The sequence below is a fragment of the Burkholderia gladioli genome (assembly GCF_000959725.1).
GTDB lineage: Bacteria > Pseudomonadota > Gammaproteobacteria > Burkholderiales > Burkholderiaceae > Burkholderia > Burkholderia gladioli.
In genome coordinates, this window is the sequence record NZ_CP009322.1 from 3,693,918 (window position 1) to 3,706,497 (window position 12,580).

Here is a 12,580-nt window from a genome sequence, read left to right on the forward strand (position 1 = left end):
CCCAACCTGGACAGGATGCTGTCGACGTCGCATCGCCGTGCTGCATGGCAAGACGCAAAATCGGTAAGGAGTCGATGATGGCGCCGGAACCGCTGATTCCGCGGTTCACGCCATCGCCCGAGGGCGGACGGCGGCGCACGCTCAATCCGCGTTGCAAAACAATTGCACGACCAGGCTCCGCAGCCAGCGGTTTCCCGCTTCGTGATGATACCGGGCGTGCCAGTGCTGCCTTACCGCGAAGCCGTCCACCGGAACCGGACAGGCATGAACCGCCAGATCATTGAGTTTCGCCAGGGTTTCGCCGATGTGCCGCGGCAGCGTCGCTATCAGGTCGGTGCCCTTGATGATCGCCCCAAGTCCGAGGAATCCCGGCAATTCCAACACCACGTCGCGCTCGATGTGCTCACGCACCAAGGCCTGCTCCAGAAGCTGCGCGCCTGTTCCCGCCGCGATGGCGACATGCCCCTCGGCGCGGTATTGCTTGAGGCCGAGCTTGTCTTTCAACCGCGGATGACGACGATTCGCCAGACAGATCCAGTCTTGCATATAGAGCTGCTGTTGATAGATTCCGCCTCCAAGCCAGGGCACATGACCGATTGCAAGGTCCGCCTCGCCTGATTCGAGCGCCCGTTCGGTGTTGCCGTCTATGCGTGTGGCTTCCAGGCGTAGGCCAGGCGCCCGCATGCGCACGTGCGCCAGCATGCGTGGCAATAGCGTGATATGGCTGGCGTCGGTCATGCAGATCCGGAAACGCCGCTTGGCCGTGGCGGGATCGAATGCGATTTCCCAGGCAGTGAAGCGTCGCAGCGACTCCAGGATTTCGCGGCAAGGCCCGATCAATGCGTCGGCTTGCGGCGTCGGCGCCATGCCGGCAGGAGTCCGGACGAATAGCGGGTCCTGCAGATGCTCCCGCAAGCGCCCCAACCAGATGCTGATCGTCGGCTGACTCTGGCCAAGCTGCTCGGCCACGCGGGTGACGCTGCGGACGTCGTAAAGAAGATCGAACAGCTGCAGCAGCTTCAGATCGGGTAGTTCGGTCGGGTTCATGGAGCTATTGTGCAGTGCAATGACGTGATGGAAATCATAGCATCGCGCGAATGAGGGCCGGCTCGTCGCTTGCGTTCCAGGCCGGGACGAAATCGCCGTCGATCGACGCTCGCTTTCCCCAGCCCGCAGCTCGTGGTTGCGACGCTGCGCAACTGGGTGCGCCCTGCCAAGAGCCCCGATCGGCGACCCATAAAAAGGTTTCGGTGGATGCACCGTTATTGCGCCAAGCAATGACGCTATTTATTCCATTGAATTGCCGGCATGGTTTGCGACTTGTATCGTGATCTCCCTGTCAAGGAGGTGGCGGTGAAGATTGCAATTCTGGGTGCGGGGGCGCTGGGCTGCGCGATTGGCGCGGCGCTGAGCGAAGGCGGCAACGAGGTCTGGCTGCTGAATCGCTCGGCGGCCCATGTCGACGCAATGGTGCGTGACGGTCTGCAGGTCGACGATGCGAGCGGTTCCCGTCGCGTGAAAGTCCACGCCACGACGCGCGCCGCCGAGGCCGGTGTTGTCGATCTGGTCATCGTGCTGGTCAAGTCGTTCGACACCGACGCGGCGATGCGCGGCTCACTCGCCCTGCTGGGTCCCGACACGCTGGTCCTGTCATTGCAGAACGGGCTGGGACACGAAGACATGCTGGCCGACATCGTCGGGCGCGAACGGGTGCTGGCCGGCAAGACCTATGTCGGCGGCGTGATGCGCGGCCCGGGGCATATCGAGTCCGGGGTCGTCGGAAAGGCCACCCATATCGGCGAGCTGGACGGGCGGATCAGCGCTCGCGTGAATGCCATCGCCGCAACGTTCAACGCATCGGGACTGGACACGAGCGTCAGCGCCAATATCGTCGGCACGATGTGGGACAAGTTGCTGGTCAACGTCGCCACCGGCGCACTGACGGGCACCACTGGGCTCACCTATGGGCAGCTCTACGACGAACCGCTGCTGAAGAAGGTCGCGCTCGCGGCGGTAGCCGAAGCGATGACGGTCGCCGATGCCGCTGGCGTCAAGCTCTCGACCACCGAACCCGAGCGTGCCTGGACGCTGGCCGGCGCGGGGCTTTCGTCGGGCTTCAAGACATCGATGCTGCAAAGCCTCGAAAAAGGATCCATCACCGAAATCGACTTCATCAACGGTGCGGTGGTGCGCTGGGGGCAACGTCACGGCGTGCCGACTCCGGTCAACGCGACCCTCGTTGCCTGTATCAAGGGCATCGAACGCTGCATGGCCGATCGAAAAAGAAGGGAGACAAGCGCATGAACGGCAGCAAGGCTTATCTGGAACACGTGGCCATCTGGGTGAAGGACATCCACTGGCATATCCGGTTTTTCGAGGACGTGCTGGGCATGACGATGCGCGAGGTCGACGGCACGCTCGACGCACCTCGCCAGTATTGGACGCTCGGCGGCCTGCAATTCATGCACGACCCGAACCATGATGCGCCCGAGGGGCGGCTCGGCCACCTCGGCGTGATGTGCGAAGACATGGAGGCCGCGCTGGCCGCGGCGCAGCGCTACCAGGTCAGCGAGATGCCGCAGGGCCGCAACTGGTTGCGCCTGCCCGACGGCCTGGCTGTCGAACTGATCCAGGCTAGGCCCGCCTCCTGCGTGGCGCGTGCACTGGATATCAACCCGCGCGCGGAGGCCTGAGATGACGATTGTCGATAAATACTGGGACGACGCCCGCGAGGGCGACGCGTGCACGAGTCCGACTTATACGGTGACCAGGGAGCGCATTCTCGCCTATGCCGACCTGACTGGCGATCACACGCCCGTCCATGTCGATGAGGAGTATGCCAATGCCAGCCATTTCGGTTCGATCGTCGCGCACGGCCTGTTCGGCCTGTCGATTGCGGACGGCCTCAAAACCCAGAGCGAATACCGTTTCTTGCCGGGCATGTCGCTCGGGTGGACGTGGGACTTCAACCTGCCGATCAAGGTGAACGACGTGTTGCACGTGAAGTTTCGCGTCGGCATGATGCGGGCAAGCAAGAGCCGCCCGGATTGGGGCATCGTCGTGCTGCCATCGGAGTTGATCAACCAGGACGGCCAGGTCGTCCAGCATGGCGAGCATCGTCTGATGGTGCCGCGCCGCCCGGGAGCATTGTGATGCAGGCACGTCCCCTCGAGGGTATTCGCGTTGTCGACTACAGCCATTTTCTCGCTGCTCCCTACGTCGGACGTTGCCTCGCGGCGCTCGGCGCCGACGTGATCAAGGTGGAGCGCCCAGGCAGCGGCGATCCGGGGCGCCAGCACGCCACCATATTGGACGACGAGCAAAGTGCTTATTTCCTGCAGTTGAACATGGGCAAGCGCGGCGTCAGCGTCAACATGCGCGATCCTCGTGGAAAGGACTTCATGCTGCGCCTGTGCGACTCGGCCGATGTATTCGTGGAGAATTACCGCCCGGGTGCACTGGCCAGGCTCGGGCTCGGTTACGAGGAACTGTCGGCGCGCAATCCCAAGCTCGTCTACTGCTCCATCTCCGCCTACGGCCATACGGGACCCGACGCGCATCGGGCCGGCTTCGGCCTGATCGCCGAAGCGAAGAGCGGCATCATGCAGATGATCGGCAACCCGGGGGAGCCGCCGCCGCTGATGCGCATTTCCCTCGGCGACATGTACACCGGCATTCACGCGGTGGCCGCGATCAACGCCGCGTTGCTGGGGCGCATGAGGAGCGGTCGTGGCCAGCATATCGACATGGCCTTGTACGACACCCTGGTGTCGATGCACGAGTACGCCGTGCAGTGCTACACGATGCAGGGCATCGTCCCCGAGCAGACCGGTCACGACATGCCCTCGTCCACGCTTTACGGCGTGTTCCGGGCCGCGGACGGCGACCTGGTCATCGCCGCGCAGGTGGACGACGCGTGGAAGCGCTTTGCCGCGCTTGTCGAGGCACACGGCGGACCTGCCGGTTTCGGCACGGACGCGCGGTTCCACAGCCTGAACGGCCGCAACGCCAACCGCCTGGACATCCTGTCGGTCGTGAAGCCGTGGGTGGCGGGGCGCCCAGTTGCCGAGGTGCTCGAACTGCTCGACGGCATCGACGTGCCTTGCGCGAAAGTGCAGCGCATCGACGAGGTGCTGGCGGACCCGCAGATCGTCGCGCGAGGCATGGTGATCGAGCAGGAGCATCCGCGCTTCGGCAAGCTGCGCCTGCCTGACCTGCCGTTTCGCTTCTCCGACTGCGACACGAGCATCCGCGATGTCGGACCGGACCTCGGTCAACATAACGCGGAGGTGGCCGCGTCGCTCGGGTTCGGCGCGGCCGAGATCGATGCGATGCAGGCCGATGGCGTGCTGTATTCGAAAGCGAGGCCTTGATGAGCGACCAGTACGCCGTGATCGGCAATCCGATCGGCCATACAAAGTCCCCGTTGATTCATGGACTGTTCGCCGAAGCATCGAAACAGGACATGGTGTACACGGCCATCGAAGGACCCTTGCATCCGGACGGCGCGTTCGAGGCCACCGTCCGGTCGTTCATTGCCGGCGGGGGCAAGGGCTTGAACGTGACCGCCCCGTTCAAGCTGAAGGCGTTCGCGATGGCCGACGAACGCAGTGAACGGGCAATGCTCGCCGGCGCGGCGAATGCTCTGAGTTTCAGGGACGGCCGGATCATCGCCGAGAACTTCGACGGCGTTGGCCTCGTCCGCGATATCGAAGTCAACCTTGAGCTGCCGATGGCCGGCAAGCGCGTGCTGCTGCTCGGCGCGGGAGGCGCGGTGCGGGGTGCCTTGCTGCCGTTCATCGCCGCGCGGCCCGCCGAGCTGGTCGTCGCGAACCGCGACGTCGGGAAGGTCGAAGGGCTCCTGGCGCAAGTCGAGACGCAGGACTCGCTCGTCGCCTGCGGGTATGGCGAGCTCGCCGCGATGGGCGGCTTCGACCTGGTGGTCAACGCGACATCGGCGAGTCTCACGGGCGAACTGCCGCCTGTACCGCCGAGCGTGTTCGGTGCAGGCAGCACGGCTTACGAACTCGCCTATGGAAAGCGCCTCACGCCTTTCCTGCGACTCGCACGCGATGCCGGTGTCCTGGGTATCGCCGACGGCGTCGGCATGCTCGTCGAACAGGCAGCCGAGGCGTTCTCGTGGTGGCGCGGCGTGCGTCCTCGAACCCGGGCGGTGATCGACCGGCTCACCTTTCCTCTCGATTGACGCATTGGGAAGCTGTCGGCGTGATGGGGGGAGCTCGAGTGGAGCGCGGATGTTTAGCACAGACGCCCTCCGCCGAGAGACGCTCTTTTCGAGCGTCTTCGACCCTGCACTCGATGAACTGTTCGTCGCGGTCGCCAATGAGGGCGCAACGCTCAATGGCCGTCCCGTTCGGGTCTCGCTGAAAGCGGAATTGCCGGCGGCCGTGGTCGGTACCGCTGTCGCGCCGCGCATTCAGGTCGGCCCGGAAGCACAGGAAGCGGCCATTCGGTTGTTTGGAGCGCTCGCTCGCGAAGTGTTCGTGATGCGGCCGATGGCGGCCACCTCGTTGCAGCTCGCCTACGTGGCGGCGGGACGGCTGGATGCCTACCTTGAAACGGGCGATGACGCCGCCGACTGGCTTGCGGGAGCCTTGCTGATCCGCGAAGCCGGGGGAACCGTGACCGATCTTCGAAACGAACGATTCGGTTGGTCGGGAGACGGCGTGCTCGGCACCAACGCGAAGTTGCATCGCGCGCTAGTTGCAATGATCGCGCGCGCCACCGCGGCCGAAGGCGATGCGGCCACGTCGGCGGCTTGAAACGCTCGGTCTCGCCGCGCTCGACGTGGTCGATTGCGGTTTTTACCTTCGCCACGCATGGTCGTGCTGACGATCACTTTCCGTTAGCGGCAGCCAAGTAGCTATTCGACCGCCGGGGCAGGATTTGTCCGGAAACCCTCCGTCATGCTGGGCCGTTCCGACCTGTTATCGCCGCTTGCCGGGTTCGGTACTTCCGTGCGATGCCGGCAGGATTCGGCGCATCGCCTGCAGTGTTCGTGTTGATGCTCGTTGCATTCGGAAGCGCACCCAAAATCCTGAGCGCGGCGTGGAGCGAGGAGAATCTACATTTTTTCCTTCATTCCCGAATGGATCAGCCACCAGTTAACCGGATAGCTGGTGGCGAACCCTGCCAGCATCCCCAACTGCATGGCGAACCAGAATTCAGGGCTCGCAACGTTCGCGATACCTCCGTAGGCCGGCTTGAACCATAGGAACTGGATGATGGCCATGAGGCCGTACATGCCCACCTGCCAGGCCGCAATCGACGCGATATCCGCCTTGACGGCCGCAATCACACCCGCGCCTGCCGAGAGTCCCCGCATCGGTTTGATGGTGAAGTACTGAAAAATTATGCCGAACAGAAAAGCAAGGAGGAAATCGGCGATCCAGACGGCGAACGTTTTTTCATTAAACACGGTATGCCACCCGAACCAGACCGCCAAGGCGGGGAAGGCGAAAGCCAGCCATTCGACAAGGATGTCTCCCAGCGTACAGCCCGCGCCGCAGTGGCTCGTGCCTTTCATCACCATTGCGACGAACGGCTGCTCGTCGGTCTCGTGTCCCGCGTCAGTAACATTCCGTCCCCACACGTAGTAGGCGGCGACCCAGAAAATCGTTCCAAACAATGCGGTCAGGGGCCAGACGAGGTTCATGATCCACATTTTTTGTGGGCGGCGAACTTCGTCAAAGACGATCACAAGGGCACAGAACGCCCCCAAGACGATCCATGCGGCCGATAGCTTGTCCAACCAGGCAGGGAAGGTTCCGTAGGTCATCGCTGCTCCTGTCGGCGAGTCCAATACCAGGCAGCCAGCAAGACACGTTCCATTCGGAGAACCGATTTTTTGTCGTTCGATCGGTCGATTCATCTGGCCGAGTGTTGCCTTCAGGCTAGCCGCGTCACTGACCGAACCGGTACCGCCGCGACTGGGCACGGCTTCAGGTAGGCGTCAGCGCAAACACGAATCCATCATTCCCATTCGATGGGAATCGTATTTTTGTCCAGCGGGAGCGTTGTGGCATTCTGAGTCATCGGAATCGCATCTCTTCGGGCAAGGCTCAGGGTGAAACAGGAATCCAGCGTCATCGGCGCCGAGCGCCTGCTGCTCGTGCTTACCGCGCTCGCGAGCCACGGTAAGGCCATGTCCGTGAAGGACATGCTCGGCGTGACGGGCCTCGCGCAAAGCACGCTCTATCGCCAGATCACGCTGCTCAAGCGCTGGGGCTTCGTGACGGAGGACGCGGGCTGCTATGCCCCCGGCCCCGTGAGCCTGCAGCTCGCGCTCGGCTTCGACATCAATTCGATGCTGGTCGAGGCGAGCCGCGACGGCATGGCGGAGCTCTCGCGCGCGACGCAGGAGAGCGTCGGGCTGATCGTCGCCGTGAACGACCAGGTGATCTGCCTCGAGATGGTCGAGAGCACGCACTCGCTGCGTTGCTCGTTCGAAAAGGGCCGCGCGGTGCCGTTGCGCGCGGGCGCGTCCGCCAAGTCGCTGCTCGCCTTCATGGCGGAGAAAACGCGCAACGAAGCGCTGGAGCGCCAGTTCGCCGGCGACGACACGGCGCGGGCCGCCCTTGAAATGGAACTCGAGCGCATTCGCGCGCGCGGTTACGCCGTGAGCGACAGCGAGGTCGACCCCGGCGTGTGGGGCGTGAGCGCGCCGGTGTTCAGGCGGATGTCGCGTGGCGCCGGCGCGAGCGCGTCGATCACGCTGATGGCCCCGTCCTCGCGCGCGGCGGGGCGCGAACGACAACTCGCCGACTGGACCGTGCGAACGGCCAACAGCATTTCGGGCCGACTGCAATCCGCCTGAGCCTCACCCACTCAACGACGACCACACCCTCTGGAGCCCACACCATGAAACTGAAAGCCCTTCTCTGCGTGGCAAGCCTCGGCATGACGCTGCTGACGGCGATCGCACCCGGCACGGCGTCCGCGCAGGCTTCGAACGTGCTCGACGTTGCCACCGACGCGACCTTCCCGCCGATGGAATTCGTCGACAAGGGGCAGCGCACCGGCTTCGACATCGACATCATGAACGCGCTGGCCAAGGCGATGGGCAAGCAGGTCCAGTGGACGGACATCGACTTCAAGGGGCTCGTCCCGGGGCTCGTGGCACGGCGGTTCGACGCGGCGATCTCGGGCATCTACATCACGCCGGAACGCGCGCAGGTGGTGGATTTCACTCAGTCGTACTTCGCGGGCGGCCTGTCCGTGCTCGTCAAGGCGGACTCGCCGATCAAGACCCTCGCCGATCTCAACGGCAAGAAAGTAAGCGTTCAGGTCGGCACGAAGTCGGTCAACTTCCTGCGCGACAACTATCCCCAGGTGCAGCGTGTGGAGGTGGAAAAGAACCAGGAGATGTTCGATCTCGTCGGTATCGGCCGTGCCGACGCGGCCGTCACCGGCAAGCCCGCGGCGTACCAGTTCGCGCGAACGCGCCCAGGTTTTCGCGTGCTCGACAAGGAGCTGACGACCGAGGCGTACGGCATCGCGGTGCGCAAGGACGAACCACAACTGCGCGACCAGATGAACGCCGCGCTCGCGAAGATCAAGGCGGACGGCACCTACGACGCCATCGTGAAGAAGTGGTTCGGCGCGAGCGCCAGCAACACCGCGAACGCGAAGTAATCCGGCGGACCTGACTCATGCAACTCGACTTCACGCCGGCGTTCGCCGGTTGGGCCGATATCGCGCACGGCGCGGCAGTCACGGTGGAAGTGACCGCCGCCGCGCTCGTGCTCTCGTGCCTGCTCGGCCTGCTGATCGGCATCGGCCGGCTTTATCCGCATCGGCGGCTCGTCTACGGCTTTTGCACCGGCTACCTGATCTTCTTTCGCGGCACGCCGCTGCTCGTGCAACTGTTCCTGCTGTTCTTCGGCCTGCCGCAGTTCGGCATCCTGCTGCCTGCGTTCGTTTGCGGCGTGCTCGGGCTCGGCCTGTATTCCGCGGCCTATGTGTCGGAAATCGTTCGCGGCGCGATCCAGTCCGTGGATCGCGGACAGATGGAAGCGGCGCGTTCCATCGGCATGTCGTCGGGACAGGCCATGCGCGCGATCATTCTGCCGCAGGCCATCGTGCGCATGATTCCGCCGCTCGGCAACGAGTTCATCGCGCTGATCAAGAACTCGGCCTTGGTGTCGCTGCTGACGATCGACGACCTCATGCACGAAGGCCAGAAGATTATCAGCGTGTCCTACAGATCGCTCGAAGTGTATATCGTGATCGCTCTCGTGTATCTCGTGCTTACGCAAACGACCAACTTCATTCTTCATCGCGTCGAGCGTCGGTTACGCGCAGGAGGCATGGTGCAATGAGCAACGCCCAAGCTATCGTCAGCATTCGCGAGCTTACCAAGTCGTTCGGCGCGCATCGCGTATTGAACGGTATCGACTTCGACATCCGGCCGAGCCAGGTGGTGGTCGTGATCGGGCCGAGCGGTTCCGGCAAGAGTACGTTTCTGCGCTGCTGCAATGGGCTGGAGCAGCCCGAGCGCGGCACGATCGATATCTGCGGCCAACGGCTCGTCGAGCACGGCACGATGCTCGAGGACCGTCGACTCAACGCGCTTCGCACCGAAGTGGGCATGGTGTTCCAGTCGTTCAACCTGTTCCCGCATCTGTCGGTACTGCACAACATCACGGTGGGTCCGCGCATGCTGCGCGGTGCCTCGAAAGCCGACGCCGAAACCGCTGCGCTTGCCCTGCTCAAGAAGGTCGGGCTCGAGCACAAGGCGGATGCGATGCCCGCGAGCCTCTCGGGCGGCCAGAAGCAGCGCGTCGCCATCGCCCGGGCTTTGGCGATGCAGCCGCGTGTCATGCTCTTCGACGAACCGACTTCCGCGCTCGACCCCGAACTCGTGGGCGAAGTGCTGCAGGTGATGAAGCTGCTCGCGGCCGAAGGCATGACCATGCTCGTCGTCACGCACGAGATGGGCTTCGCGAAGGAAGTGGCGGATGTCGTGGTCGTGATGGACGGCGGCGAGATCGTCGAAGCGGGGCCGCCCGCGCAGATTTTCTCGGCCCCCACGCAAGCCCGCACGCGCTCGTTCCTGCAGGCGGTGCTCTCGCGCGCGTGACCCCGACCTTGCTGCCTTGCGCGCAGGGATCGATCGCGGTGCGGGCTGGTCTGGCGCGCACCGCGCTGACGCCACTCGACACGCCGCGCATCGTCCGGGCGAATCCCGTCGAGATCGCCTTGGAAGAAGACGGCGTGCTGATGTGCGCGTCGCTGGATACGGAAGCTGACTCTTGAATTCATCCCCGAAATCGCTCTTCGCGGCGCATGCGCTGCTGCCGGGCGGCTGGCGCACCAATGTGCTGATCGAGTGGAACGACGCGGGTGCCATCGTCTCCGTTACGCCGGACACGACTGCCGCGCCGGCGGATGCCGGGCTGGCGGCGGGACCGGTCATGCCAGGCATGCCCAACCTGCATTCGCACGCGTTTCAGCGAGCCATGGCCGGCCTCACGGAATACCGCGCCAATCCCACGGACAGCTTCTGGAGCTGGCGCGAGCTGATGTACCGCTTCGCCGCACGCATCACGCCCGACACGCTCGGTGCGATAGCGCGCTGGCTGTATGTCGAGATGCTCAAGGCGGGCTATACGTCCGTCTGCGAATTCCACTACGTGCACCACGCGCGGGACGGCGGCCCTCACTCGCATCCGGCCGAACTCGCGCAGCGCGTCGTGGATGCCGCCAGCGAGACCGGCATCGGCATGACGATGCTGCCGGTGCTCTACCAGTACAGCGGCTTCGGCGCACAACCGCCGCGCGCCGACCAGCGCCGCTTCATCAACGCGACCGATGCCTTTCTGGCGCTGCTCGACACCTTGCGCGCCGCCCGTCCGGAACACGGCGCGCTGCGTTATGGAATCGCGCCGCACTCGCTGCGCGCGGTATCGGAGGATTCATTGCGAGCCGCGCTGGAAGGGCTCGACGCGATGTCGCCAGGCGCGCCGGTGCATATCCATGTTGCGGAGCAGACGGAGGAAGTCGATGCCTGCGTCGCGGCGCTCGGCGCGCGCCCCGTGCAATGGCTGCTCGAGCGTTTCGACGTCGACGCGCGCTGGTGCCTCGTGCATGCGACGCACGTCGACGAACGCGAAACGCTCGCACTCGCGAGGAGCGGCGCGATCGCGGGCCTATGTCTGACGACCGAGGCAAATCTCGGCGACGGCTTGTTCCCCGCGAGCGACTACCTCGATGCGGGCGGTGCGTTCGGCGTCGGCTCGGATAGCCATATCGGCGTGGACTGGCGCGCGGAACTGCGCCTGCTCGAATATGGCCAGCGGCTCGCGCGGCGTCAGCGCAACGTGCTGGCTTCGCCGCGGGCACCGCATGTCGCCGATCGCCTGTTCCAAGCCGCGCTCGCGGGCGGCGCCCGTGCGACCGGCCGCGCGGCCGGCGCTCTCGAGCAGGGCGCGCGCGCGGACTGGATCGTGCTCGATCCGGACCATCCGGATCTCGCCGAGCAGACCAGCGCGACGTGGCTGTCGTCCGCCGTCTTCTGCGAGCATGGCGAGACGCCGGTGCGGGACGTCTTCGTCGGCGGCGAGCGCGTGATCCACGCGCGCCGTCATCGTGACGAAGCCCGGCATTACGCCGACTATCGTCGGGCGCTGGCGCAGCTACTCGCCGACGCCTGAGCGCAGCCGCCAACCGATCGCGGTGACCATGAACGATCTCTTCTCACTCGAACGCGGCGATGCGCCGCTGATGATTTCCCTTCCCCACCTGGGCACGCACATCCCGGATGCGCTGCGCGACCGGTACACCGACATCGCCTTGACGGTCGCGGACACCGACTGGCATCTGGACCGCCTCTACGGATTCGCCCGCGCGCTGGGCGCGACGATACTCGGTGCGCGCGTGTCGCGTTACGTGATCGACCTGAACCGGCCGCCGAACGACGCAAGCCTGTATCCGGGGCAGACCACCACCTCGCTGTGCCCGACCGAAAGCTTTCGCGGTGAGCCGCTGTATCGCGAGGGGCGCGCGCCGGACGAGGCCGAGCGCAACCGCCGCGTGGCAACCTACTGGCAGCCGTATCACGACGCCTTGCGTGAAGAATTGGCGCGCCTGCGCCGCCGGCATCGCAACGTGCTGCTGTGGGAAGCGCACTCGATCGCGAGCGTCCTGCCACGGCTTTTCGACGGCAAGCTGCCGGACTTGAACATCGGCACGCAGGATGGCCGCACCGTCGCGCCTTCCGTGCAGGAAGCGGTACAGCGCGCCGCCGCGGCAAGTCCGTTCAGCTGGGTCGCGAATGGCCGTTTCAAGGGTGGCTTCATCACGCGGCACGCCGGCGCGCCGCGGGACGGCTTGCATGCGGTGCAACTCGAGATGTGCCAATCCACCTACATGAGCGAAGACGCGCCGTTCACCTACCTGCCTGAATTGGCGGAGAAAGTGGAACCGGTGGTACGCGGCATGGTGAAGGGTGCGCTCGACGCAGTCGTCGAGCTGACCCGGGAAGACTCGCGGGCACGATGAGCTCGATACTGCCCTTGTCGTGAGCGCCGGGAACGCGTCCTCACGACGCGCGTGTGGA

16 protein-coding genes are annotated in these 12,580 nt (G+C 64.8%); 13 read left to right on the forward strand and 3 right to left on the reverse strand.

Features of this window, described 5'->3' with window-relative positions; translation table 11 throughout:
• Positions 1 to 141: 141 nt before the first annotated feature.
• Positions 142 to 1,047 carry a LysR family transcriptional regulator gene (locus BM43_RS15895; RefSeq protein ID WP_036054739.1) on the reverse strand — a complete coding sequence of 302 codons (906 nt, stop codon included), beginning with the start codon at positions 1,045 to 1,047 and terminating at the stop codon, positions 142 to 144.
• A gap of 306 nt (positions 1,048 to 1,353) precedes the next feature.
• Here BM43_RS15895 and BM43_RS15900 point away from each other — a divergent pair, with 306 nt between their 5' ends.
• Genes BM43_RS15900 through BM43_RS15925 form a run of 6 tightly spaced genes read left to right on the forward strand, consistent with a single transcriptional unit; the run spans position 1,354 to position 5,783 of the window.
• A complete protein-coding gene (locus BM43_RS15900) occupies positions 1,354 to 2,304 on the forward strand; it encodes a ketopantoate reductase family protein (protein WP_036033096.1) in 951 nt (316 codons plus the stop codon).
• Complete coding sequence (locus BM43_RS15905) at positions 2,301 to 2,693, forward strand: VOC family protein (protein ID WP_036054738.1); 393 nt, start codon at positions 2,301 to 2,303, stop codon at positions 2,691 to 2,693. The genes BM43_RS15900 and BM43_RS15905 overlap by 4 nt, the downstream gene beginning before the upstream one ends.
• A gap of 1 nt (position 2,694) precedes the next feature.
• Positions 2,695 to 3,153 carry a MaoC family dehydratase gene (locus tag BM43_RS15910; RefSeq protein ID WP_013689160.1) on the forward strand — a complete coding sequence of 153 codons (459 nt, stop codon included), beginning with the start codon at positions 2,695 to 2,697 and terminating at the stop codon, positions 3,151 to 3,153.
• Complete coding sequence (locus BM43_RS15915) at positions 3,153 to 4,373, forward strand: CaiB/BaiF CoA transferase family protein (RefSeq protein ID WP_036054737.1); 1,221 nt, start codon at positions 3,153 to 3,155, stop codon at positions 4,371 to 4,373. Before BM43_RS15910 ends, BM43_RS15915 begins: the two co-directional genes overlap by 1 nt.
• Positions 4,373 to 5,206, forward strand: a complete 834-nt coding sequence (aroE, locus tag BM43_RS15920; RefSeq protein ID WP_036054735.1) for a shikimate dehydrogenase — start codon at positions 4,373 to 4,375, stop codon at positions 5,204 to 5,206. The genes BM43_RS15915 and aroE overlap by 1 nt, the downstream gene beginning before the upstream one ends.
• A 49-nt stretch (positions 5,207 to 5,255) precedes the next feature.
• Positions 5,256 to 5,783 (forward strand): inositol monophosphatase family protein, encoded by a 528-nt coding sequence (locus tag BM43_RS15925; protein WP_052409139.1) that lies wholly within the window; start codon positions 5,256 to 5,258, stop codon positions 5,781 to 5,783.
• Positions 5,784 to 5,884: 101 nt separating this feature from the next.
• Here the strand turns inward: BM43_RS15925 and BM43_RS42815 are convergent, their stop codons facing one another.
• A complete protein-coding gene (locus BM43_RS42815; RefSeq protein ID WP_464149502.1) occupies positions 5,885 to 6,085 on the reverse strand; it encodes a four-helix bundle copper-binding protein in 201 nt (66 codons plus the stop codon).
• The gene (locus tag BM43_RS15930) at positions 6,086 to 6,799 is read right to left on the reverse strand and encodes a DUF4396 domain-containing protein (protein ID WP_036054733.1); all 714 of its coding nucleotides are present in this window, start codon (positions 6,797 to 6,799) and stop codon (positions 6,086 to 6,088) included.
• A 288-nt stretch (positions 6,800 to 7,087) separates the two neighbouring features.
• Between BM43_RS15930 and BM43_RS15935 the strand changes: the two genes are divergently transcribed.
• From BM43_RS15935 to hutG, 7 genes are read left to right on the forward strand one after another with little or no spacing between them, the layout of a single operon-like run.
• The gene (locus BM43_RS15935) at positions 7,088 to 7,837 is read left to right on the forward strand and encodes an IclR family transcriptional regulator (protein WP_013689164.1); all 750 of its coding nucleotides are present in this window, start codon (positions 7,088 to 7,090) and stop codon (positions 7,835 to 7,837) included.
• Between the two features lie 44 nt (positions 7,838 to 7,881).
• Entirely contained in the window at positions 7,882 to 8,655 is a 774-nt protein-coding gene (locus BM43_RS15940) for a transporter substrate-binding domain-containing protein (protein WP_036054732.1), read from the forward strand.
• Between the two features lie 17 nt (positions 8,656 to 8,672).
• On the forward strand, positions 8,673 to 9,341 hold the full coding sequence (locus BM43_RS15945; RefSeq protein WP_013689166.1) for an amino acid ABC transporter permease: 669 nt from the start codon (positions 8,673 to 8,675) through the stop codon (positions 9,339 to 9,341).
• Positions 9,338 to 10,102 (forward strand): amino acid ABC transporter ATP-binding protein, encoded by a 765-nt coding sequence (locus BM43_RS15950; RefSeq protein WP_036054730.1) that lies wholly within the window; start codon positions 9,338 to 9,340, stop codon positions 10,100 to 10,102. Before BM43_RS15945 ends, BM43_RS15950 begins: the two co-directional genes overlap by 4 nt.
• Positions 10,099 to 10,278 carry a hypothetical protein gene (locus tag BM43_RS37820; protein ID WP_063769142.1) on the forward strand — a complete coding sequence of 60 codons (180 nt, stop codon included), beginning with the start codon at positions 10,099 to 10,101 and terminating at the stop codon, positions 10,276 to 10,278. Before BM43_RS15950 ends, BM43_RS37820 begins: the two co-directional genes overlap by 4 nt.
• Positions 10,275 to 11,675, forward strand: a complete 1,401-nt coding sequence (locus BM43_RS15955; protein WP_036054729.1) for a formimidoylglutamate deiminase — start codon at positions 10,275 to 10,277, stop codon at positions 11,673 to 11,675. The genes BM43_RS37820 and BM43_RS15955 overlap by 4 nt, the downstream gene beginning before the upstream one ends.
• Before the next feature lie 28 nt (positions 11,676 to 11,703).
• Positions 11,704 to 12,522, forward strand: a complete 819-nt coding sequence (hutG, locus tag BM43_RS15960; RefSeq protein ID WP_036054726.1) for an N-formylglutamate deformylase — start codon at positions 11,704 to 11,706, stop codon at positions 12,520 to 12,522.
• The last annotated feature ends 58 nt before the right edge of the window (positions 12,523 to 12,580 follow it).